General features: G+C 28.4%; 17 protein-coding genes and 1 pseudogene. 13 read left to right on the forward strand and 5 right to left on the reverse strand.

Annotated elements, in window-relative coordinates; genetic code table 11:
- Window positions 1–6: 6 nt before the first annotated feature.
- A complete protein-coding gene (locus tag L3B98_RS08080; protein WP_238916234.1) occupies window positions 7–747 on the forward strand; it encodes a hypothetical protein in 741 nt (246 codons plus the stop codon).
- Window positions 748–891: 144 nt separating this feature from the next.
- On the opposite strand, the gene L3B98_RS08085 is transcribed toward L3B98_RS08080, so the two are convergent.
- Window positions 892–1,716: a linear amide C-N hydrolase gene (locus L3B98_RS08085; RefSeq protein ID WP_238916235.1), complete on the reverse strand. Its 825-nt coding sequence runs from the start codon at window positions 1,714–1,716 to the stop codon at window positions 892–894.
- 687 nt (window positions 1,717–2,403) lie between these two features.
- On the reverse strand, window positions 2,404–2,682 hold the full coding sequence (locus L3B98_RS08090; RefSeq protein ID WP_015392280.1) for a CD3324 family protein: 279 nt from the start codon (window positions 2,680–2,682) through the stop codon (window positions 2,404–2,406).
- 434 nt (window positions 2,683–3,116) lie between these two features.
- On the opposite strand from L3B98_RS08090, the gene L3B98_RS08095 reads away from it, so the two are divergent.
- Genes L3B98_RS08095 through L3B98_RS08105 form a run of 3 tightly spaced genes read left to right on the forward strand, consistent with a single transcriptional unit; the run spans window position 3,117 to window position 4,309 of the window.
- Window positions 3,117–3,548, forward strand: a complete 432-nt coding sequence (locus L3B98_RS08095) for a MarR family transcriptional regulator (RefSeq protein WP_238916236.1) — start codon at window positions 3,117–3,119, stop codon at window positions 3,546–3,548.
- A gap of 48 nt (window positions 3,549–3,596) precedes the next feature.
- A complete protein-coding gene (locus tag L3B98_RS08100) occupies window positions 3,597–3,992 on the forward strand; it encodes a YvaD family protein (protein ID WP_238916237.1) in 396 nt (131 codons plus the stop codon).
- 2 nt (window positions 3,993–3,994) lie between these two features.
- Window positions 3,995–4,309 carry a multidrug efflux SMR transporter gene (locus L3B98_RS08105; RefSeq protein ID WP_238916238.1) on the forward strand — a complete coding sequence of 105 codons (315 nt, stop codon included), beginning with the start codon at window positions 3,995–3,997 and terminating at the stop codon, window positions 4,307–4,309.
- A 234-nt stretch (window positions 4,310–4,543) separates the two neighbouring features.
- On the opposite strand, the gene L3B98_RS08110 is transcribed toward L3B98_RS08105, so the two are convergent.
- Window positions 4,544–5,464 carry a metallophosphoesterase gene (locus tag L3B98_RS08110; protein ID WP_238916239.1) on the reverse strand — a complete coding sequence of 307 codons (921 nt, stop codon included), beginning with the start codon at window positions 5,462–5,464 and terminating at the stop codon, window positions 4,544–4,546.
- Between the two features lie 434 nt (window positions 5,465–5,898).
- Here L3B98_RS08110 and L3B98_RS08115 point away from each other — a divergent pair, with 434 nt between their 5' ends.
- From L3B98_RS08115 to L3B98_RS08155, 9 genes and pseudogenes are all read left to right on the forward strand, one after another.
- Window positions 5,899–6,297 (forward strand): hemerythrin family protein, encoded by a 399-nt coding sequence (locus tag L3B98_RS08115; protein ID WP_077362209.1) that lies wholly within the window; start codon window positions 5,899–5,901, stop codon window positions 6,295–6,297.
- Window positions 6,298–7,132: 835 nt separating this feature from the next.
- Window positions 7,133–7,945 carry an alpha/beta hydrolase gene (locus tag L3B98_RS08120; RefSeq protein WP_015392286.1) on the forward strand — a complete coding sequence of 271 codons (813 nt, stop codon included), beginning with the start codon at window positions 7,133–7,135 and terminating at the stop codon, window positions 7,943–7,945.
- 378 nt (window positions 7,946–8,323) lie between these two features.
- Window positions 8,324–8,725, forward strand: coding sequence for a hemerythrin family protein (locus tag L3B98_RS08125; protein ID WP_015392287.1), 402 nt, complete (start codon window positions 8,324–8,326; stop codon window positions 8,723–8,725).
- Between the two features lie 177 nt (window positions 8,726–8,902).
- Window positions 8,903–9,085 carry a hypothetical protein gene (locus L3B98_RS08130; protein WP_015392289.1) on the forward strand — a complete coding sequence of 61 codons (183 nt, stop codon included), beginning with the start codon at window positions 8,903–8,905 and terminating at the stop codon, window positions 9,083–9,085.
- A gap of 113 nt (window positions 9,086–9,198) precedes the next feature.
- Window positions 9,199–11,118: a sigma-54-dependent Fis family transcriptional regulator gene (locus tag L3B98_RS08135; RefSeq protein WP_238916240.1), complete on the forward strand. Its 1,920-nt coding sequence runs from the start codon at window positions 9,199–9,201 to the stop codon at window positions 11,116–11,118.
- 230 nt (window positions 11,119–11,348) lie between these two features.
- Entirely contained in the window at window positions 11,349–12,434 is a 1,086-nt protein-coding gene (locus L3B98_RS08140; protein WP_238916241.1) for a 2,3-butanediol dehydrogenase, read from the forward strand.
- Between the two features lie 345 nt (window positions 12,435–12,779).
- Window positions 12,780–20,273, forward strand: coding sequence for a non-ribosomal peptide synthetase (locus L3B98_RS08145; protein WP_238916242.1), 7,494 nt, complete (start codon window positions 12,780–12,782; stop codon window positions 20,271–20,273).
- 53 nt (window positions 20,274–20,326) lie between these two features.
- Window positions 20,327–20,497: pseudogene (locus L3B98_RS08150) on the forward strand (butanediol dehydrogenase); the annotation flags it as partial.
- Between the two features lie 201 nt (window positions 20,498–20,698).
- Entirely contained in the window at window positions 20,699–22,411 is a 1,713-nt protein-coding gene (locus L3B98_RS08155; protein ID WP_238916243.1) for a methyl-accepting chemotaxis protein, read from the forward strand.
- Window positions 22,412–22,920: 509 nt separating this feature from the next.
- Here L3B98_RS08155 and L3B98_RS08160 read toward each other — a convergent pair.
- Window positions 22,921–23,778 carry an EamA family transporter gene (locus tag L3B98_RS08160; RefSeq protein ID WP_238916244.1) on the reverse strand — a complete coding sequence of 286 codons (858 nt, stop codon included), beginning with the start codon at window positions 23,776–23,778 and terminating at the stop codon, window positions 22,921–22,923.
- 17 nt (window positions 23,779–23,795) lie between these two features.
- Window positions 23,796–25,163, reverse strand: a complete 1,368-nt coding sequence (locus tag L3B98_RS08165) for an MFS transporter (protein WP_238916245.1) — start codon at window positions 25,161–25,163, stop codon at window positions 23,796–23,798.
- Window positions 25,164–25,262: the final 99 nt, after the last annotated feature.

The following is a 25,262-nucleotide window of genomic DNA, read 5'->3' on the forward strand; positions in this document are numbered from 1 at the left end:
AGTTTAATGAGAAGAGTAAGAGATGTATTTTATATAAATGCAAATTTTAATGAGAAATATTTTATATATTATGGAATGGAATTTAAAGAATTTATTAAACATAATCCAATAAAGATAGAAAACATTTTGGTCACTGAAGGAAATTATATTGCTAATAATTTTAATAGAAGTTGGTTCTTGGAGACGGCTAATGGAAAAAATGATATTTTAGAGTTATCAAAGGAAGATATTTATGGTTTAGGTAATTTCCATTGGTTAGACTATAATAATGAAGTTGATTTAAATAGCTGCACACCAGAAGAAAAGGCAGAAGTATTATATTTATCACATTTTGGCAAGCCTTTGAATTCACCATTTTTTAGTGGAATAAATAATGACTTTGTTTATCTTTCTCATGATGACGGGTGGTTTTGTAAATTGTATTGCAAAGATATGTGTGTATTTAAAGATATAATTGCAAATAAAATTATAGAGAGTTTTTCCATAAATAAAAGAAGGAAAATATATCCTATGCCTGAAGATATAAAAGAAGAGATCCTTGAATTAACTAAAAAAGGACTTTTAATAGACTTCTCTAATATATACAGGGATAATAAATGTATTAGTTTAAATTATTATACTATTGGTCATTATGAAGATATGGACGAAATGTATAATAATCTCGAACGAAACAAGTACAGAGCGGATGTTAAAGGAATAATTGAGCATAAAAATAAGTCATGGAAAATACAAAGCAGAAATAATTAAAGTATTAATCTATTGGGTATCTTGCTAGTTGTCATAGGGCATCACCTTCTTAAGTAAAGATACAACATTATTATACCAAAACAAAAAGTGACTATGTAAGCCACATAGCCACTAATTTTTATTTTACGCCACGAAAAATGATTTTCACTTATATAAGCTAATAAGATCATTCACAAATATTTCTCCATTTGTAAAATGAATTTTATTGTTGCTTAAAAGTCCATCCAATGATTGAATTGTTTTTTCGATCATAGAAATTTTCCATCTTTTGCTTAAATCCTTTTTAAAACTAATATAAATTTCGTTTTTTAATGGTTCATATACTATTGAACACAAAGTATTCTCCTGACTAGTTTGACTTAAAACTTCAAAGGCTTTATTTATTCCAAAGCTATGAATATTATTATCAATATATTCATGAGCACAAATATATCTATCAGCACCTATACCATATACTTTATTATAATTTGCTTCCTTAAAATCCCCATTTGGAAAATTAGTCATAATAATAAAATCATTATTAATCTGACTTATTATATTTGTATCAATTCCTTCTTCCAGAATAAATGCATCACCAGTTTTATCAGCGATAATAGTATGTAGCCCTAAATCTGGGTATAATGGATTTCTAGGATACGAGATTATTCTTTTATTAAGAATTTCAAAAAATTCAGATGTTTTTCTTGTTTTCTTTAAAGCCTCATCAAAAATATCAAAAGCAAACCAATTATTTTCATCACAACTTGATTTAAAACCTGGACTATATTGTACTGCTTGAGTACAAATAAAAAGACCGTCACTATTAACACCAGCGACATCGATATATTTATTTTCCATTAATGCTGAAAAATTAAAAACATTTTTATCATTATAACTATTAATTTTCAGTTTTAAATCAATTTCATCAGTATCAAAATTCATACCATAAATAGTTTTTTCTTGACCGTATACTGCAAAACTTGTACACATTTTAGAAACTCCTTTTAATTTATAATTTTGTCATATATAGATATTCAAATTAATAATCAAACTTATAAATGTAATATATATGTACTATTGAGAAATTATAATCGTAACACTACACTAGAAATCAGATACATTTTTCTGGAAGCAGGCATGTGAAATTGAGCTGATGATGGTTCTTAAGCAGATAACCCAAATCTGTGATTTGGTGTGAATCGCTTACTCAGCGAACGAACGTGAGTCGAGTTTCCTCTATGGCTTGTTTCATTTACAGCTTATCCAAAAGTGAATGTCCAAAAAGTAAGTGTCCAAATTTTATATTTGGAAACACGAACTTTCTCCCTGGAGCTTTTATATTTGGAAACATGAACTTTCTCCTTGGGGATTTTACATCTGGAACACGCTGGAATGACGACAAGCCGACATTTAGAACCTTCCAGCGAAAATTTCACTAGTCCTGTGGAAGATAAATGCATCTGATTTCGGTAATTGTTGCATAAGTATAATCCTTGCATTATATATCTATAATATGCTTAGAGTATTTAGAGAATCATTTAGTTATTTTACCATTGGTTTCACCACTTTCTTAAACTTATATTTAAATGATATCACTGGCTACATCAATGTATCAACCTAATACATTTTTCAGAAACAAAAATGCGCCATCTAGCGTTTGCTTTATGGCACATTTTATTATTGATTTTCTTTTTTCATTCTAAAAATAATTTTCTGTATACTTTTGGTGGATAAATAATACATTTCAGAAAGACTTTTCACAGAAGTACCCTCTTGATATATCTTATAAATATCTGCATTTCTCGCAGAAGTTTCCTCTTTACTTCTAGTAGTTTCTCCCCAATGCTTTTTGTTGCATTCTTTTTTAGGAATATATATGTATTCACCCTCAACATATTTTTGAATTAAATCCAATAATTCTTGTGGCAACACATCTGTTGCTTTAATATAGCTCATTAGTATGCTCCTCCTAAATACAATTTCATTTTAGGATTGAGCAAAGGTTATTTCATATTTAATTATTGATATCTATGCAATAGCCTCTGCTATGCATTAACTACAGGTCTAGTCATAAGGCAATTTCCTCCATTTCTTCTCAGTTACTGTAAATTATATTTATTATTTCTCACATCTAATGTATAAGTTTAAAATATTATAGTACATTTTACCACAAATTAGGATAAAGCGACAACTATAAAATTGCGCAAAAATTAACTTATGAAAGTAATCATTTAACTTTATTTGTTCCTCATAGCAAAAAAGTCATGGATGTGTTTTATTAGGTTTACTGGGCAAATGTTTTTTTCTTTACTTGGTAATAAATAGATGATAAAATAGTTAAAAAGATTTAATTAAATGTATTTAACTATTTATATAGAAGGTGAAAAATTATGATTGAAAACAATATAGCCTTAATTGCAAATTATTTTTGGAAAGAATCTATTAACAATATTAGTAATACTTTATCTGAGGCACAAATTAGTAATTTTAATATGAATGATTACTATTACCTTACATCAATTTATCAACTAGGTGCGCCTAAATTGGGAGATTTAGCTACAAAACTTAATTTGACAAAGCCTGCAATTTCAGCATTAGTTAAAAGATTAGAGAAGAATGAATTAATAGTAAAAACTCAATCTAAAGAGGACAAAAGGGTTTATTTTGTGAGCCTTACTGACAAAGCAATTAAAATTATTGAAGGAGATAATAAGTTATATGCAAGTTTATCAAGTGTTTTTAGTGATTTCTTAACAAATGAAGAAATGGAGATTGTTGATAATTTATTGCAGAAAGTAGTAGATAAATTTATACAACTGTGAAGATACATTGCTAAATTGGACTTGGTTAGTTTATTGGGGGAAGTTATAATGAAAAATTTAAAGTATTTTGTTTTGATTACAGATATAGGATTCGTGATTTATTGGTTTATTACGCTGTTTCATTTAATTCCACAAAATTTATTGTTTAAAGATTATACTAATCCTATTTTATTTGCATGGAATTGGTCATTCTTTCCGCTTGATATGGCAATTTCTATAACAGGATTTTTAGGGCTATATTTGTATCGTAAAAAGAGTATATTATGGAAGAAAATTAGTTTGATTTCGCTTGTTTTGACAGTATGCTCAGGATTGCAGGCTATTTCATTTTGGTTAATAAGGTATGACTTTGATCCAATCTGGTGGATTTTTAATTCTTATTTGCTTATATATCCATTATTCTTTATAAAAGGTTTATTAATTGATAATTGTGAGAGGTGTTAAAAGTGAGTTGGATTTATTTAATTTTAGCAATAACATTTGAAATTTTAGGAACAACTTTAATGAAGTTGTCAGATGGTTTTTCAAATGTAAAATATGCTATAGCCATGCTTATTTTTTATGTTCTAAGCTTAAGTATGTTAACATTGGCTTTAAAGAAGTTAGAGATAGGAATTGCATATGCAATTTGGTCAGGTGTAGGGATAGTGTTATTATCTATTATTGGAGTTATATTTTTTAAAGAATCAATAAATTTGCCTAAAATAATATTTGTAAGTTTTATCTTGATAGGTACAATTGGATTGAATCTGAGTAGATAATGAAATCTTACGGTAGATTTTGGTTTGATCCTAATTCTGGAGGTATAAAAATATGATTTTTCTAAATTTTAAGAAGAATTAGTTGATTTAATGATATTATTAAGAAATAGGATTTCCGAGAATAAATATATAAAATAAAGAATTTATAAACCTATTAATAATACATATAAATTAGATGTTAAGGTTGGAGTTGAACATTAAACCTCCAACCTTAAAGAATTACTTAAATTATGATTAACACGAACTTGTTCTTAAATCAAAGGTTCCAATTGGTTCTGGACCTCTTAATATTTTTCTTTTTATATGAAGACTTCCATTTGAAGAAGTTCTAATCTTCCATTCAATCAACATTATTTGTCCGTGTACTATCTCAATGCCTTGTATTCCACTTGCTCTAACACATGAGCCGTCATTGAAATAAGGGATTTCATTCACTTTTGGAAAATGAGGTCTATGGGTATGCCCGCAGATGATCATAATTTTGTTAGTTTTAATCCAATTACTATAAATACGTTCAATTTTATGAATCTTTTCTGAACTTTTTACAGGGCTTGCAGGGTTTATAAATCCTACAGAGTGAAGAAATCTCCAAAAATATCTTACTGTGAGCCTAGTAAAAAACCATATCTTGTCATTCATTATATCTCCTTGATGACCATGAACGGTTAATATTTCTTGGCCTGTATCTTTATGCTTAAAAACTACTGACTCATGTACTTGGAGATTGGGGAATAATTCTATTTCTTCTTCGTTATAATCATCATAAAATTTATAATAATTCTTTTCTACAAAATTTTTATATTTTAACTGTATGTTATGATTACCATATAGCATAATCAATCTATCAGAATTGAAGAACTTTTTTAATATAGAATATACATCATCATGTGCAAGTCTTATGTGTTTAAAATTAGAATGTTCCCAAAGCTCATCTCCATCGCCAACTTCAACATAAGTATAGCCATTATTAAAATAGAATTCTAATGCAAATAAAAAGATATTTTGATTTTTTGCAAATTCATCAGATGGGGTACTATCTCCTCTATGACAATCACTGAAAAATATATATTTAGAGTTGTCATCAAAGTATTCAATTTTGGCGTTATTATAAGCTTCTGTTAATCTTTTTTTTGCTAGCTTCTTTTCTAATATCATATAACACCGTTACGCAAAATCTACTAAAATCTAATATTCGGAGTTTTATATTTTCTTTAAATAAGTTTTAATGATCTTTTCCTTTTATACTATTATTAGTTCTAATAAATTTATAACGGTTTTCACCGTCCTTCCAAATTTGAATTTTCCTTGTTGCTTTCGTGAAATAATCTCTTTAATTTATTATAACTCAAACAGATGTAATTAATCTGCCATTTTGAATAAGAATATATTTAAAATAATAAAACTGTCCATCATAAAGGGAGTATTTTATTATATGGGAAAATCAGAAGGTGTTGCAACATAGTCATATTATGTTTATAAGATTATTGTTTTGTATAAGAAAATAAAGTTACTTATAAAAATAAAAATATTTGCTACATAAGGAACATATGGTAAAATTAAAGATAATATTGTAGAAAGTAGGGGAAAAGATGTTAATATGGAAAAATGAATATTCAATAGGCGTTGACATAATTGATAAGCAGCATGAGCATTTGTTTGATATTGGAAATCAAGCATATGAACTATTAAAAAATGAGCTCCGTGTGGACAAGTATGATGAAATTGTTCAAATACTAGAAGATTTGCGTCAATACACTAAATTTCATTTTGAAACAGAAGAAAACTATATGGCCCAAATTAACTATCCTCAATTATCTAATCAGAAAATGGAGCATGAAAATTTTATAAAAAAAATATCGGATATTGATTTTAGAAAGTTGGATGAAAACCCTAATAAGTATCTAGATGATATACTTTCTTTTGTTTTTGGCTGGATATTAGACCATGTTTTGAATAAAGATAAATTAATAACGCAAAATCAAGGTTGAGTAAAGAGCTAATATTAAAGTTTAGTTTTAATTTATAATATAGATACACAGCGTAAGAATTAGATTTATGCAACAAATACCTAAATATGACACATTTATCTTCCGCAGGACTAGTGAAATTTTCGCGGGAAGGTTCTAAAGATGGGCTTGTCGTCACTTCAGCGTGTTCCAGATGTAAAATCCCCAAGGAGAAAGTTCATGTTTCCAAATATAAAAGCTCCAGGGAGAAAGTTCGTGTTTCCAAATATAAAATTTGGACACTTACTTTTTGGACATTCACTTTTGGACAAACTGAAATGAAACAAGCCATAGAGGAAACTCGACTCACGTTCGTTCGCTGAGTAAGCGATTCACACCAAATCAGTTTTTTAAATGAGGTTAACTCAGGAATGAGTTAACTAAGTTCAAGAAACCAAATCATAGATTTGGACTTTCACTTATCTTCTTAAGAACCTTCATCAGCTCAATTTCACATGCCTGCTCCAGAAAAAAATGTATCATATTTCTAGTGTAGTTTTATAATTTTAATTTCTCAAAAGTGTATACATATTCCATTTATAAGTTTGATTATTAAATTGAATATCTATAGCATTACTTTATTGTTTAAAATAAAGTAATGTTACATTCTTAATACTTGAATTGAGGACAGTTGAAATAGACTGTTCTTTTATTATGTAGAAAAATAACATTAGGAGCTTTGGTATTTATAATTATCAATCAATATTTTTTATCCTGTGAAAACTGAAAACAAATAATATCATATTAAAAAGTTAACAAATTTGAATTCAAAATAATATGATATAAAAATAAGTTATTTTGTTTGAGGAGATTATATATGGGGTACTATATTAAAGTAGAACCTAATGTAAAGATTTATGTAGAAGATCTTAATGAAGGAGCTGATAATACTATTTTATTTATACATGGCTGGCCAGGCAGTCATAAATTATTTGAATATCAATTTGATGTTTTACCAAAGTTAGGATATAGGTGTATTGGTATAGATACAAGAGGTTTTGGAGAGTCAGATAAGCCTTACAAAGGTTATAATTTCGATAGGTTGTCAGATGATGTCAGGTGTATAATTGATGCCTTAAAGTTAAGAAATATAACACTAGCAGGACATTCAACTGGAGGAGCAATTGCTGTAAGATATATGGCACGTCATAAAGGTCATGGAGTATCGAAGTTAGCTCTTTTTGCAGCTGCAGCTCCAAGTCTTATTAAGCGCCCGAACTTTCCTTATGGTTTAGATAAAGAGACGGTTATCAATCTTATTGAAGGAACATACAGTGATAGACCAAAGATGCTTCAAGGGTTTGGAGATATATTTTTCTATCAACATATAAGTGAAGCCTTTTCAAATTGGTTTTTCCAATTAGGATTACAGGCAGCAGGGTGGGCAACAGCAGCAATTGCAAATGCCTGGATAAATGAAGTTTTCTTTTCTGATTTAGAAGAAATAAACGTTCCGACTCTAATTATTCATGGGATTCATGATAAAGTTGTGCCTTTTGAATTAGGAGAGATACAAGAAAAATGCATTAAAGATTCGAAGCTTTTGCCTTTTGAATTTAGTGGACACGCTTCCTTTTATGATGAGAAAGATAGATTTAACAAAGAACTTATTAAATTTATTGAAGAATAAAATACTTTTAATTAAGAGTGCTAAAGTAAATATATTGAATGTATTTTAAGGTTATGCAAATGGGAGAAAATATTTATCCTATTTGCATAATCTTTTTTGATTCTAAAATTTTTAGAAGATTTTAGATAATATTCTTAGTTTAAAGTTGCACAATAAAACGAATAATAGCTTATTTAAAATTAAATCATAATACAATTTAATTAAAAAAATATTATAAAAAGACAAGAAATGGTGTAAATAAATGTCTGAAAAGTGAGAAAGTATATATAATTAGTATTATAATATTACAATATGTAAAAACAAAATTATGAAGAAAAAAACAAAAAATAGTATAATATGCTTAAAATAAATAATAAAATTTTGAGAGGTGTATTGAGTATGGAAATTAAATGGGATCAAAATTTAGCTGTTGGTGTTGATAAAATTGATAATCAGCACAAAGAATTGTTCGATAGAATGAATAAATTAATATTAGCAATGAAAGAGGGAAAAGGCAAGACGGAGGTTATGGATACATTGAAGTTTTTAGAAGATTACGTTGTTAAACATTTTAATGAGGAAGAAGAACTTCAAAAAAGAAATAATTACCCAAAGTATGAGACTCAACATAAGGAACATGAAGAGTTTAAAATGGATTTAAATAATTTTAAGAGCATGATTGAAAAGGAAGGTTTATCTTCTGCTTCAGCCATAAAATTACAAAATAGTATGTCACTTTGGTGGAGAAAACATATAAAGGATTTGGATATGGATTTAGGAAAATTTTTGATGAAGGTTTAATTGACATAGGTTTATTTGTTTAATTAATAGATTGAATAATATGGGTATGAAAGAACTATGCAAAGAAAGTAAGAGCAATCCTACTGAAAGGCATAGTTTTTTTATTTTATTTACAACAGAACGTAAGTTCGATATAATGGTTTTATAGTATTTAATTAAATAGGGGAGTAAGATAAGATGGATAAAAATGTTTATGAACTCATAAAAGATATTGAATTGCAGAGAGAAAATATTAATAATTGGGAACAAATAACTAATATATTTGTTAATTCTATCAAAAGAAGAGGGCTTAGTGAAGGTGAAGTAGAGAAAGTTAACAATATTATAATAAAAGGAATTAAAAACGAAGAATTATATTGAGTATGGTGTATAATTGATATAAAAGATAAAATGTTATGAATTAATTACTTTGATTAAGAGATACTAAAAATTTAACAAATAAGTAATTTAAATTTTATAATGGAGAAAAACATATGAAGGATTATATTGAATTTATCACTAAAGCATGGGAAAAATTTATAGATACAGGAAAAGTGGATTCAAAGGTTAGAAGAGAAATTGCTGATTCATGGATAAGATGCAGAAAGTATGGGGTTAATCCTCATAATGGGAAGGGAAATATTAAGCATCCAGATATAAATAAGTTAATCAATAAAAATAGTGAACTTATTTCTGTTGCAAGACCTGTTATAGAAAGTATATATAGTATGGTTCATGGATCGGGCTTTGCTATATTCTTGGTTGATAGAGATGGATATATTATAGATATAATAGGTGATAAGGATATAATGGAGAGAGCAGAAGATTTGAATTTCTTAAAAGGAGAATTGTGGTCCGAAAAAGTAGTTGGAACTAATGCTATAGGCACTGCATTATATCTCAATAAACCAGTTCAAACTATAGGGGCAGAGCATTATGGAATAAATCAACACTCTTGGACATGCTCAGCAGCTCCAATATATGATGAAGATGATAATTTAATTGGATGCATTAATATGTCTGGTAATTATTATAATGCCCATTCACACACTTTAGGAATAGTAACTGCAGCAGCTCAATCAATACAAAAGCAAATGGAACTGGCTATTTCATATAAATTACTAAATGCCACTTTTGATTCCATATCAGAGGGTATGATAGTTATGGATGAGCATATGAAAATAAAAAGAATTAATGGGCAGGCGTTAAAAATTTTAGACATAGCTTTAGAAGAAGCCATGAATATAGATATAAAGCATGTTTTAAAAGGAATTGATTTTTATAAAAGTATAAACAATATAGAATGGGATTTTTCTATAAATAATGAAAGAATTAGGTGCGTTATAAATATACGTCCAATAAGCAAAAATGGAAAAAATAGTGGAATGGTAATAACTTTTTCAAAAGTTGAAGTAGTACATAAATTGATTAATAAATTTGTTGGATACAAAGCTCAATATCAGTTCAAAGATATTACAACAAATAATTTAGAAATGAAAAAAATGATAGATTTTTCTAAGAAGGCTGCAAAGAGTGACTGTAATATTTTAATTCAAGGAGAAAGTGGGACTGGTAAGGAATTAATTTCACAGTCAATACATAATTATAGTAATCGAGCAAGAGGACCATTTGTTGCTGTGAATTGTGCTTCAATTCCAAGTGAACTTGTTGAAAGTGAGTTATTTGGATACGAAAAAGGTGCTTTTACAGGAGCGTCAAAGGAAGGACATCCAGGGAAATTTGAATTAGCAGATGGTGGAACAATTTTTTTAGATGAAATTGGAGAATTGCCTCTAGATATTCAAAGCAAACTTCTTAGAGTATTAGATAATGGAAAGATTGTTAGAGTAGGAGGAACCTTTGAAAAACAATTAGATGTGAGAATTATTGGGGCTACCAATAGGATATTGAAAAATGAAATAAGGAAGAAAAATTTCAGGGAAGATTTATACTATAGGCTAAGTGTAATGGAAATAAAAACAATACCTCTTAGAAGAAGAAAAGAAGATATAGATTTGCTTATAAATGAATTTATTAATAATTTAAATTTAAAAAGTAAAAATAACGCTGTAAGTGTAAAAAACTCCTATATTGATGAGTTGAATAAATATGATTGGCCTGGAAATATACGTGAACTTAAAAATGTTGTTGAAAGAGATTACTATATAAGTGAAGGTGAAATTGTAAATATAGATTTCTTAGATAGTAACAATAATCATGAAAAAATTATTGAACAGAAGTTATTAAAAGAAGGATTTGATATAATACCCCTTAGTGAGATTGAGGAAAAAGCAATAAGAAATGCTATAATGGAGTGTAATGGAAATATTCAATTAGCAGCTAAACTATTAAATATAGGAAGAGCAACTTTATATAGAAAGATAAAAAGTTATGGAATAGATGTATCAAAATGAGAATTAAGTATAGAGTGTATCAAAATGATAATAAAAAAATGTATCATTTTGATACATTTTTTATTTTAAATTAAGTTTACGATTTGCTATAGTTTTATTACGAAGCTTTAGAAAATAAGTCATGTGAAGTTGTTAAAATAAAAATATAATTTTATAGTGACAGCTTTGGCATAGATATTGCTCTATATAAATGTGAATAAATTAACAATTAGTTATTAGGAGGAGTTTATATGAAAGCTGCATTATGGTATGAAAAGAAAGATGTTAGAGTTGAAGAAATTGAAGAACCAAAAATAATAACAAGTGATGGTGTAAAGATCAAAGTAAAATGGTGTGGTATATGCGGTTCAGATTTGCATGAATATTTAGGAGGACCTATATTTATACCAGTAGGACAACCACATCCATTAAGCGGAACAACTGCTCCAGTTGTTTTAGGACATGAGTTTTCAGGAGAAGTTGTAGAGATTGGTAATAATGTAACGAATTTTAAAGTTGGAGATAGAGTAATAGTAGAACCAATAGTTGCATGTGGAAAATGTCCAGCATGTCTTGAAGGAAAATATAATTTATGTTCATCTTTAGGATTTCATGGACTTTGTGGAAGTGGAGGAGGATTAGCTGAATATACAGTTTTTCCAGAGAAATTTGTACATAAAATACCAGATGAAATGTCTTATGAGCAGGCAGCTCTAGTTGAACCAATGGCTGTGGCATTACATTCAATTAGAATTGGTAAATTTCAAACAGGGGATACTGCATTAGTTTTAGGCTCAGGACCAATAGGGCTTGCAACCATAGAATGCTTAAAAGCAGCAGGTGCAAAATTAGTAATAGTATTGCAAAGAAAATCAATAAGACAAGAATATGCTAAAAGAGCAGGTGCAGATGTAGTATTAGATCCTAATGAAGTGAATATAGTAGAGGAAGTTAAAAAGCTTACAAATGGATTGGGGGTTGATGTAGCTTTTGAAACTACAGGAGCTCAAGTAGGTTTAGATATAGGAATTGAAAGTATAAAATTCGAAGGAACCTTAGTAATAACAAGTATATGGGAAGGTGATGCTAAAATTAATCCTAATTCATTAGTATTTTCTGAAAAGAAGATTATTGGAACTTTAGCATATAGACATGAATTTCCAGCAACTATTGCTCAAATGAAGGATGGAAGAATAAAGGCAGAAGGGTATGTGACAAAGAAAATACATTTAGATGATATAGTTGAGGAAGGCTTTGGAGCACTAACAGGTCCAGAAAAAAAGAAACATGTTAAGATTTTAGTAACACCAGATAAAGGACTTTTAACAAATAACTAATATAAATAAATTTGAAGAGGCTATCGTTACGATAGCCTCTTCAAATTTATTAGGTTTGAATCTTTTCTTAAAATTGAGGAAGAAAGATTAAACTTTTTTAGAACACCTTCCATACCTTACAAAGTAGTGCTTCACAAGAAAATAGTAATTTTAATGAATTATTCTAAAATCTTTAACATAACTTGTATATATTTTTAGTTTGTTAAAAATTACTATGTATATATATAGAATATTTTAAAATAACTACCATATATTGATTGATTATTAAAATATGGTAATTGAAGATAAAATTGGTTATAGATTATAATGCATTTAGAAAAATAATATATTGGGAGGTGTTTTTTTTTGAACAGTGTTAATAAAAAATTTGAGATAAGTCATCCACAAAAGAGAATTTGGTACAATGAGATATTGTTTCCTAACACAACAATGCATAATATTGTATCGAAAATTCATATTGGTAGTAACTTAGATATTCATCTATTAGAGAAGACAATAAATCTAATCATTAAAAAAAATGATTCATTAAGGTTAAAATTCTGTGAAGAGGAAGGAAAGTTATATCAATACGTGGAGGAATACAAATTTATTAATATACCTTTTTTAGATTTTACAATATACAATAATAATGCTGAGAAAGAACTTAAAGAATTTTGTATGAATGAAGGTGTGAAAAGTCTATACAGACAAAATGAACTACTATTCAAGTTCTTTATTTATAAAATTAATAATGAAAGAATGGGAGTATGTTTTTTTATACATCACATTATCTTCGATGGTATGTCTTGTAATTTATTACTCGAACAACTTTCTAATATATATCAACAATTATGCAATAATCAAATTGTTGATTCTAATCTTGAAAATTCATATATAGATTTTATAGCTGATGAAAGAGAATACTTAAGTTCTGAAGAATTTAAAAAAAATAAGCAATTTTGGAACCAAAAATTTTCAAATCTAAACGCAAATTCTTTATATATAAATCCTAAAAGTATCAAATCAAAAACAAAAGCATTCGTATTAAATAGTGAGCTGCGAGATACACTTAAAGAATTTTTGAAGGAACATAACATTACTTTAAATAAATTTTTTATTTCTATTTCAAGTATATATATGAGCCGGATATTCGGGGATAATGATATAACACTTGCTGCTGCCTGCTTTAATAGAAGTAATGAACGCCAAAGGAAAACTATAGGTATGTTTACAGGAATTATGCCTTTAAGAATAAATTTAGAAGATGATATTAGTTTTAATGAATTTTTAAATTATTTGAATAGTGAACTCAAAAGCTGTTATGCTAATCAAAAATATCCTTATGACTTATTGGCTCAGGATTTAGAACTAAAGAAAAGGGGAGTTGATTCTTTATTTAAATTTTGTGTAAATTATTTTTCATTTGAAAGTTATAATGTAAAAAATAATTACAATATGAGTATTAGTAATGAGATTTTTGCTCAAGAATACACAAATATTCCATTGCATATTTTTATTAAAGAATTAAAAAAGAATGAAAATATCGAGTTAGAAGTTCAGTACAGAATAGAAGATTACACTGAAGAGCAAATTACACAAATGGTTAATAGTATGGAGTGCATTGCAAAGCAGATTATTAGTGATCTTAATATAAAAATTTCAGAAATACAGATAGTTTCTGAAAAAGAGAAAAATCTTATATTAAATGAATTTAATAATACAAAAAAAGAATATCCTAAAAATGAATCAATAGGTAAATTATTTGAAAAAGTAGTTGATGCCTCTAAGGATAAAATTGCATTGGTGTCAAAAGGTAAAGCTTTAACATATAGAGAGGTAAATGAAAGAGCAAATCAAATTGCAGCTGCATTAAGAAAAAGAGGAATAACAAGAAACAGCATAGTACCAATATTATGTGACAAAAATTTAGAAACTATTATAGGAATGCTGGCTATTGTAAAAAGTGGAGGTGCCTATTTAGCAATAGATGGAGAATATCCTAAATCAAGAATAGATTATATGTTAGAAGAAGTTAGAAGCAGAGTTATTTTAGGAAAAAAGAGTTCATTAGATAAGTTTAAATTTGAAAATTATATGGAAACAATAAATTATGAGGATGAAGAGATATTAAATGAAAGTACAGATAATCTAGAACAGATTAATACTATAGATGATTTAATCTATGTAATGTATACATCAGGTTCTACAGGAAAACCTAAAGGAGTATGTATAAAGCAAAAAAATGTAATCAGACTTATTAAGAATACTAACTTTATTGAATTTAAAGAAGATGACAGAATACTTCAAACAGGCTCTATTGCATTTGATGCATCCACTTTTGAGGTGTGGGGAGCTCTTCTTAATGGAACGCAGTTATTTGTAGAATCAAAAGATGTTATTTTAAATCCAGAATTACTTGAAGGTTACTTAAGAGAAAATAAAATTACAATATCCTGGTTTACCGCACCATTATTTAATCAATTATGTAAAGAAAATATAAATTTATTTAAGCCATTAAGATGTTTATTAACTGGTGGAGATGTGGTTTCGCCTATTTCTGTAAGCAAGCTAAAAAAGGCTCATAAGGATTTGATAATAATTGATGGATATGGACCAACTGAAAACACTACTTTTTCAACTACTTATGCTATAAGCGGAGAATGGGATGAAAATATTCAAATACCAATTGGTAAGCCTATTGCTAATTCAACTGCCTATATAATGGATAAGGACAACAACTTACTTCCAATAGGTGTTCCAGGAGAGTTATGTGTAGGTGGAGATGGAATTGCAGATGGATATTTAAATCGCGAAGAGCTTACAAAAGAAAAATTTATAGAAAATCCTTATGTAAATGGAGAAAAAATATATAGAACTGGTGATCTTGCAAAATGGCTGCCAGATGGGAATATATCCTTTATGGGACGGATTGATAATCAAGTAAAAATTCGAGGCTTTAGAATAGAGCTGCAAGAAATTGAAGCACAATTATTACAATATTCAAGAATAAAAGAAGCTGTAGTAATAGATAAAAATGATGAAAGTGGAAATAAATATTTATGTGCATATGTTTTAAGTGAAGAAAAGGTTTCATCAAAAGAAATAAAGGATTTTTTAAAAAAGGAACTGCCTAATTATATGATACCTTCATATATAATACAGCTTGAAAAATTTTCTCTTAATTGTAATGGGAAGATTGACAAAAGAGCATTGCCAAGCCCTGATTTATCACAAAAGGATACTGAATTTATAAAAGCTAGGAGTGAAATTGAATTAAAACTTGAAGATATTTGGTGTCAGATATTTAATCTTAAAGAGATATCAATAAAAGATAATTTCTTTGATATAGGCGGAAATTCACTAATGGCCATAAATTTAGTTTCTAAAATTCATAAAGAATTTAAGAGGAGAATTGTTGTTACAGATGTATTTAATAAGCCTACCATAGAAGAATTAGCAGAATATTTAAAAGTTATGTCTGTAGAGGAAGCTTTTAATTTTAATGAAATCGAGAAAGTAGAGGAAAAAGAGTATTATGAAGCATCAGCAGTGCAAAAGAGAATATATGCAATAAATCAAATAGATTTAAATAGTACAAACTATAATATACCTATTGCATATTTAATAAAAGGTAATTTTGATAATGGACGATTGGACAAGGCGATTTATGAATTAATAAATAGGCATGAATCGTTAAGGACAAGTTTTCATGTGCTTGATGAAAATATATTTCAAAAAGTTCATAAAAAAGTGAACTTTAAAGTTGAGCATATAAAAATAAATAGTAAATTTAATGAAGATAAAATTAAAATTGAAAATTTTATAAAACCATTTGATTTGGGTAAAGCACCGCTTATCCATGTTAACCTTATCAAATTTGATGACGCATCAATATTACTCATAGATATACATCACATAGTTTCAGATGGAGTTTCGATAAGCATAATAACAAAAGAACTATCTTCATTATATAATGGAGAAAAACTTGTAATGCCCAAAGTTCAATATAAGGATTTTTCTAATTGGCAAAATAATTTATATAGAAATGGGTTATTAGATGGTCAGGAAAAATGTTGGCTTAATATGTTTAAAGGAGAAATTCCTAAATTAAATATGCCTTCAGATTATAAAGAGATACCAGCTGAAAGTTTTAAAGGAGATATATTAACCTTTGAAATGGATGAAGCATTAACTTTAAAAATAAATCAAGTTATAAATAACTTAGGAGTAACAAAGTTTATGTTTTATATGGCAGCATATAATGTGCTTTTATATAAGTATACTGGTCAAGATGATCTAATAATAGGAACTCCAGCAGCGGGAAGAACTTCTGAAGAGTTGAAAGATACAGTAGGAATGTTTGTTAATACATTACCTTTAAGAAATAAAATAAATAAGAATAGTAGTTTTAGGGAGTTCTTAAAGGAAGTTAAGGAAAATTCCTTAAAAGCATTCGAAAATCAAAACTATGATCTTAAGAACATAATTGAAAAATTAAATATAAAGAAAGTATCACTTTTTAATGTGGTTTTATCTTTTCAAAATATAAATATTGATAATTTAAGGTTAGAGGATACAGAAATATCAGCATATAGGTTGAAAAGCACTATGGCTAAATTTCCTATTTCTATGATATTAAAAGAGGATAAGGACAAAATATCAGGTGAATTAGAATATCAAACAGAATTATATAAAAGGGAAACAATAGAAAGTTTTATAAAACATTATATTAATATAATAGAAAGAGTTCTTGAAGATTTGGATAAGCCTATTGATAATTTTGATATGTTATCTAAGTGGGAGAAAAATATTATATTAAATGAATTTAATAATAGAAAAAAAACTTACGCTCATAATAAAACAATAAAGGAGAGATTTGAAGAAGAAGCTAAAAATTTACAAAATAAAACTGCACTTGTATCAAATGGACAATATCTAGCTTATAAGGAATTAAATGAAAGAGCAAATCAGCTTGGGAATTTATTAATGAAAAATGGAATAGGCAGAGAAGACATTGTACCAATATTATGTGATAGGAGTATAGATACAATAATTGGCATGCTCGCTATAATAAAAAGCGGAGCTGCATATCTGCCAATAGATGAAGATTATCCTGAAGCAAGAATAAGATATATGCTTGAGGACAGTGGAAGTAAGATAATATTAATTAAAAGACATCAATTAGATAAGGTTAAATTAGAAAAAATAAATATACAATTAATAGATTTAAATAGTAAAGAAATATTTAAAGAAAGTAAAGAAAATCTTCCCAGCGTAAATTCGGTTACAGATTTAGTATATGTGATTTATACGTCAGGATCAACTGGAAAGCCTAAAGGAGTATGTTTAGAAAATAGGAATTTAGTAAACCTTGTAAGTAATTCTGAGTATATAGGGATTAGCAGCAATGATAAAATTCTTCAATCTGGATCTTTGTCTTTTGATGCATCAGTATTCCAGGTTTGGATCACACTGCTTAATGGAGCAGAATTACATTTGGAAGAAAAAGCTTTAATAATTAATGAGAATGAATTAGAGGATTATATTAATAAAAATGAAATAACAACAATGCTTATGCCAACCCCATTATTTAATCAATATTGTGAGAGCAATATAGAAATATTTAAAGATTTAAGATGTTTAATTGTTGGAGGAGATGTTTTATCTAGTAAGCAGGTAAGTAAAATAACAAAAATATATAAGAATTTAAAAATTCTAAATGCATATGGACCAACTGAAAATGCAGTGATTTCAACATTGTATGAAGTCAAGGGAAAATGGAATGAAAATATAGCAATACCTATAGGAACTCCAATATCTAATTCAACAGCGTATATAATGGATAAAAATAATAACCTGCTTCCAATAGGGATTCCGGGAGAACTATGTGTAGGTGGAGCCGGCATTGCAAGAGGATATTTGGATAGAGAAGAGCTTACAAAAGAAAAATTTATAGAAAATCCATATGTGAGTGGAGAAAAAATATATAAAACTGGTGACCTTGCAAAGTGGCTGCCAGATGGAAATATACACTTTATGGGAAGAATGGATTATCAAGTGAAAATTAATGGCTTTAGAATAGAACTGCAGGAAATTGAAGGAGAATTATTAAAATATTCAAAAGTAAAAGAAGCAGTAGTGGTGGACAAGAGTGATGAGAGTGGAAATAAATATTTATGTGCATATGTTGTAAGTAAGGAAAAAGTTTCTCCAAAGGAAATAAAGGAATTTTTGAAAAGGGAACTTCCAAGTTATATGATTCCTTCACATATAATGCAGCTTGAAAGGATGCCCGTTAATTCTAATGGAAAAGTTGAAAGAAAAGCACTTCCTACTCCAAAGTCATCTGATTTTAATTATGAATATATAATGCCTAAAAATAATATTGAAGAAAAAATTTCTAAGGCATGGAGTAAAATATTAGGGATAAAAAATATAAGTACTGATTTGAATTTCTTTGAAATAGGGGGAAATTCATTAAAGGCAATTTCAGTAGTTTCAAGATTAGCAAAGGAATTTAGTATTGCTATAAATGATATATTTAAGTACCCAACTATACAAGAATTGGCACTTAACATTAAGTTTATAGAAGAAATATCAAGATCAGAGGTTAGAGCAGCTAAGGAAGAGGTAAGTATTACAGAGATTGAGGAAGGAAACAAAATTCCCAAAGCCATAAAATCAGATTATGATTTATATATAAATAATATTAAAAAATATAGAAATTTTCGAGTAAATGATAAAGTGACTTACAAAAATATTCTGCTTACAGGTAGTACTGGGTATGTTGGCATAAATATTTTAAAAGAGCTTTTAATAAGCACAGATAGTAAAGTATATTTGTTATTAAGAGGTAAAGATATTAAAAAAGCTGAAGATAGAGTAATTAAAAAAGCTGATTTCTATTTTGGAAAAGAATTTTATGTCAGATATAAAAATAGAATAACAATTTTAATAGGGAATATATCAGAGGATTATCTAGGAATGGATATTGATACTTATAAAAAATTATCTTTAGTAATAGATTGCATAATTAATTCTGCAGCTAATGTAAAACACTATGGTAAGTATGAAGATTTCTACAATATAAATGTTTTAGGCACAAAGCATTTATTAGATTTTGCTGAAAAAGGTTTAATGAAAGACTTTAATCAAATATCTACCATGAGTGTTGGAAGTGGAAGAATTCCCAATAAAGAAGTTGTTATGTTCTCAGAATTGGATATTGATATTGGCCAAGAGTGCGATAATGTATATGTACGTTCAAAATTAGAAGCTGAAAAGTTAGTTGAAGAAGCCAGTAAAAAATCACTAAATACTAAGATATTTAGACTTGGAAATGTAACGTTTAATTACGAAACAGGACTATTTCAAGAAAATATAACAGAAAATGCATTCTATAAGAATATCAAAGCATTTATTAAACTTAAATGTGTACCAGAAATAAAAGGAAATGTTTTTGATTTTTCTTATGTAGATAAATTGGCTAAAGCAATTATTATTATTTTTAACAAGACCAATTACAGGAATGAAGTATTCCATATAGAAAATCCTAAAAAATTAAATGCAATGGATTTAATGTACGCATTAAGAAGAAAATATAAAGATATAGAACTTAAAAATATGGATGATTTTCTATCTTATATTTCAGTAAAGAGCGAAGATGAAAAATTAAGGGAATATGTTGATGATGTTATGGTTCATTTAGGTTTACTTGAAAATAATAATCTAACAACATTTGTAACTGTTAGTGATAGAACAAATGCTATTTTAAAAGAATTTGGTTTTGAATGGGGTAAACTAGATGAAAGTGCTATAAAAAGGATGCTCGATTATTGTGAGAAAGTTAATTTTTTATAATTATTCAGCTTAGAATAAGGCTGTTGAAATGTACTTTTATTAATATTATAAAAACTATTGCTCAAATAAAGGATGGAAGAATAAAGGCAGAAGGATATGTGACAAAGAAAATACATTTAGATGATATAGTTGAAGAAGGCTTTGGAGCACTAACAGGTCCAGAAAAAAAGAAGCATGTTAAGATTTTAGTAACACTAGATAAAGGACTTTTAACAAATAGCTAATATAAATAAATTTGAAGAGGCTGTCATTAACGAGAGTCTCTTCAATTATATTTATGTTCTTTAGTTGAAGCTTGAAAGAGAAAATAATGCCACATTTATTTTAATTATAGATTTGGTTAAATTTATGTGATTTGAATACGATTATAAATAATAGAGGGTAAATTATAAATAGGTTAAGGATATTGAGAAGGAGATGACATAATGTTCAACAAAATAAAGATATCTCAAAAATTGGTCGCTACAAGTATAATAAGTACAGTATTTCTAATAGCCGTTGGTATGGTAGGCTTGCGCAACATGAATACAATTAATGGTAATGCAGATAAGATTTATAATAATAATGTGATATCACTAGAAAAAATGTATTCTGTAAGAATTAATAACAATCAAGCAATAGTTGATATGGAGCATATAATTAATAAAGATTTTAAGAGTGACAGCAGTGAGAGAATACAAGAAATGACTAATATTACTACTTACAATAATGAACTTTATGCAGCTTATGAAGAAATTCCACATTCGAGTCAAAAAGAAAAGGATGATTACGAGAAATTAAAAGTTAATTTAGCTAAATATAGAGAAGCAAAAACTAATATAATGAATGCTGTTAAAGCCAATGATTATGATAAGTCTCAAACGTTATATAAGACAGAGTATATTACAGCAAGTAAAAACTTAATTGATAGTATAAATGCAATAATTGATGATAATATTAAGGAAGCCCAAGAGATGACTGATGCAAATCAGAGCATTTTTAAAAGTTCATCAATGATTGAAATTGTAAGCATAATTGCTGGTGCATTAATAGCATTATTTTTAGGATTAAGAATGTCATTTTGGCTTAAAAAGAGAATCAATAATGTTGTGAATTTTGCGCATAATTTAGCTTCTGGTGATTTAACTAAGGAACTTAAAATAACAGCAGACGATGAACTTGGAATTATGGGAAAAGCGTTGAATGTTTCGCTAAACAATACGAGAGAGCTTGTTTCAGAACTTGTAGACGGAGTAAGTGAAATGAGTGCATCAAGTGAAGAACTCACAGCAACAATGGAAGAAGTTTCTGCAACCATGATAAATATAAAGGAATCAGTTCAACAAATTTCACAAGGTAATACTCAGTTGAGTCATTCTACTATAGAAGTAAGCAACTCTTCAGAGGAAATGAACGATTTAGTTAAAAAGTTAGCTGATAATACTATGAAATTAGAGCATACATCAGATGAGATAATGGAGAGAGCATTAAAAGTTAAAGATGGTGCAGAAGGATCATCAGCTACTGCAAATGAATTATATAATGAAAAGGAAATAAAAATTAAACAAGCAATTTCAAATACAAAAGTAGTTGAAGAAATAGGTAAAATGGCAGAGGTTATAGGAGAAATATCAGAACAAACCAATCTTTTAGCACTTAATGCATCAATAGAAGCTGCTCGTGCAGGTGAGGCTGGTAAGGGATTTGCAGTAGTAGCAGATGAGGTAAGAGGTTTAGCAGAGCAATCTGCTGGAGCAGTTACAAATATAAGTAATACAGTTGGAGAAGTTAGAAATTCCATTAATTATTTAGTTGAAAATATAGAAGACGTATTAAAATTTATAGATAATCATGTTAAACCAGATTATGAAAAATTAAAATCAGTTGGACAAAGGTATAAGGAAGATGCAGAGTTTGTAAATAATATGTCACAACAAACCTTGTTATCAGTAAATACCATAGCTAAAAATATTTCTGAAGTAAACAATTCGATGACTAATATTTCAGCAACTAGTGAGCAATCAGCATCAAGTTCAGAAGAAATATTAGCGAGTATTAGTGAATCTAGTTTGGCTTTAGAAGAAGTTGCAAAGCAGGCACAAGGTACCTCTGAATTAGCAGAAAGATTAAGTAAAAAGATACATAGATTTAATATATAGATATCCAAAGCAAGAATTGGACTTATGCTACAGTTACCGAAATATGACACATTTATCTTCCGCAGGACTAGTGAAATTTTCGCTGGAAGGTTCTAAATGTGGGCTTGTCGTCATTTCAGCGTGTTCCAGATGTAAAATCCCCAAGGAGAAAGTGAATGTCCAAATATAAAATTTGGACATTCACTTTTAGACAAGCTGTAAATGAAACAAGCCCCAATTAAGAACCTTCATCAGCTCAATTTCACATGCCTGCTCCAGAAAAAATGTATCATATTTCTAGTGAAGTTTTGTAATTTTAATTTCTCAATAGTGTATACATATTCCATTTATAAGTTTGATTGTTAAATTGGATATCTATATAGGAAGTAGTAAGGTAAAATAGTTTGGGTACAAGCTTAGAGGCTATAGGAATTTCCTATAGCCTCGTAGTTTTTACAGCTTAATGTTATCGTGGAAATAAATATATGTAAATCATCAAATGCAAAAGTGCAGGGAGAATAAAAAGAATCTTATTTTACTGAAGTTTTCTTTTGAGAAAAATAAACACTGAAAATTATTATTAATACTCCTAATATTTGAATAGGATTAATAGTTTGTTTTAAGAATATAAATCCTAGTAAAAATGCTGTTAGAGGATTAACTGGGCCAAGGAAGGATACCTTGGTTGGAGATAATTTTGAAATTCCTCTAAACCATAAATAATAACCTAAGCCAGTATTAAATATTCCTAATATAGCAAGTCCTAATATATTTGTACTATTAAGAGTTGGAATACCACCTTCTATTAAAAAAGTTGCAGGAATTAATATAAGACTTCCATAGAATAGTTGCCACGAGGTAAAAACCATATTATTAACTCCTTCAGGTTTACCCCAATATTTAGTTAGGACAACTCCTAATGCCATAATGATAGCACCTATAAGAGCAGCAATTACACCAACAAGATCTATTGCGGCATCTTGTTTTAATAATAAGAGAGATACCCCTGTAAGGGTCATTATAACTGCAATAAAGGAATTCTTATTTGGACTTTCTTTAAGAAAGATCCAGCTAAAGAAAATAGTGAAAATAGGTTGTACACTTCCTAATATTGATGCAATACCACCTGGAAGTCTGTAAGCAGCAATAAATAAGAAGAGAAAAAAACCACCAATATTTAAAGTTCCTAAAATGATAGCTTTTAGAAGCCATGCTCCTTTAGGAAATTGTCTATAATAAAGTAAAAGTATTAGTCCAATAGGAAGACCTCTCATAAGTGCTACAAATATTGGTTTGTTTATTGGAATAAGTAGCGTAGTTATTATATAAGTTGAGGCCCAAAGCATTGGTGCAAGCATTGTTAATAAAGTATCTCTTAAGTTTTTCATAGTAATCCTCCTCGCCTTTACCTACTAATTGTGTTATTTCCAATGTTTTTAGGGAGAAATAATATTTCTATTGCTGGAAATATCATTAATAAACCAAGGAAAACGAAACCTAATTCATATGAAGTGTTAATTTGTAGAAAAATTTGAAGTAGAGTAACAACAACTGTAATTAGTGCTATGCCCATTCCTTGGGATAATGTTGAAGTAACTGAGTTTAAAGTATTAGCACCATTTCTATCTTTTGGATCTATTTCAGAAAAGGTCAATCCACTATAAGCAGTTAAAGCTAGAGAACGTCCTATACCTGAAACCAATGCAAGAAACATTATCCAAATTGGGAGAGTATCAATTTTAATAAAGGCTAAAGCGATTGATGAAAGAAATACCATTAATAATGATAGTAATAGTGAACCTTTATAAGCTAACTTTTGAATAATGATATTTGTAAAAGGCTTTATTCCAATATTTCCAACAAAAATGAATAATACATAGCTTCCAGCTTTTACTGCTGATAAGTGAAATACTGTTTGTAAAAATACTGTTAGTATGTAAGGTAGTGCTCCAACAGATAACCAGAAAACAGAGCCACTTGTTTGACAGATTCTAAAAGAAGTTATTTTTAATGAGGCAAGTGAAAATAGTGGATTGTCCACTTTTTTTAAGTGTTTAAAAACTATAAAGCTTAATATAAGACCTAAAACAATTGATCCAAGGGCATAAAGCCAATAGTTTCTTCCAGCGCTGGCAAGTTCTGCTCCAACTAAAATTAATCCAGATGCAAATGCAATTTCTATAAAACCTAAAAGGTCAAAAGGAGCTGTATTTTGATTTTGATCAGCATCAATTAATTTTAATCCAATTAATACAATGATTAAGCCTATTGGTACATTGATTAAGAAGATCCACTGCCAACTCCAATAAGTTACAATAAAGCCGCCAACAATTGGGGCTATTGCAGGTGCTATAAGTGCTGGCCAAATCATATAGCTAACCATTTTTAAAAGCTGTGAAGCAGGTGTTTTTTCTAACACTATCAATCTTGCAGTTGGTGTCATTAAAGCTCCAGAAATTCCTTGAATAATTCTCATTATTAAAAGGAAAGTAAAGTTTGGTGCAAAAGCACTGCTTAAGGAACTAAGGCTAAAGATAATAACAGCAATAATCCAAATTTTCTTTTTACCAAAGCGATTTGCCATCCAACCACTTAAAGGTATGAAAACAGCAACTGTAATTAGATAAACACTTACAAGTAATGCTATAGCAGCAGAATCAGTGTGAAAATATTTAGCCATTCCAGGTAGTGCAGTGGTTACAATTGTTCCATCTAAAATCTCCATAAATAAACTAGCAGCCATCAATAAGGCTATTTTTATTTCTTTTGTCATTTTAATCACCATTCTTTCTTAATCCAATTTTTAAATTCCTAAGGTCATAGGAATTCATATAAGTCCTAGTTAATTCAATTAAATAGATTAAATATGTAT

Source organism: Clostridium sp. YIM B02555, assembly GCF_022320955.1.
Taxonomy (GTDB): Bacteria; Bacillota; Clostridia; order Clostridiales; family Clostridiaceae; genus Clostridium; species Clostridium saccharoperbutylacetonicum.